Source organism: Vibrio sp. DNB22_10_4, assembly GCF_052879755.1.
Map to the genome: position 1 here is coordinate 1 of NZ_JBNNXW010000135.1, position 233 is coordinate 233.

Annotated in this window: 1 protein-coding gene; it reads left to right on the forward strand. The window is 63.5% G+C overall.

Annotated elements, in window-relative coordinates; all coding sequences use genetic code 11:
• Positions 1-233, forward strand: a 233-nt coding sequence (locus tag ACVA6Q_RS24980; protein ID WP_446649273.1) for a hypothetical protein, incomplete at both ends; no start/stop codon positions are given.

Genomic DNA, 233 nt, shown 5'->3' on the forward strand with positions numbered 1-233 from the left:
GCTACGAGGTGATCGCCTACAGCACCAACCCGGCGCCGCATACCGCGCGGCCGATGACCCGCCAAGCGCTGTATGACCTGATCCATGGCGTACTGATGGAACACGGGCTCTCGTACACGTGCGATACCAGCGACGAGAAGTATCCCCTCGTCGACAAGCTTTCCGCGCCGGGCGACAGTACGACCAACACCGGCAAGGACGAGGTGGCCTTGCTTGCCGAGGCGGTGCTCGAT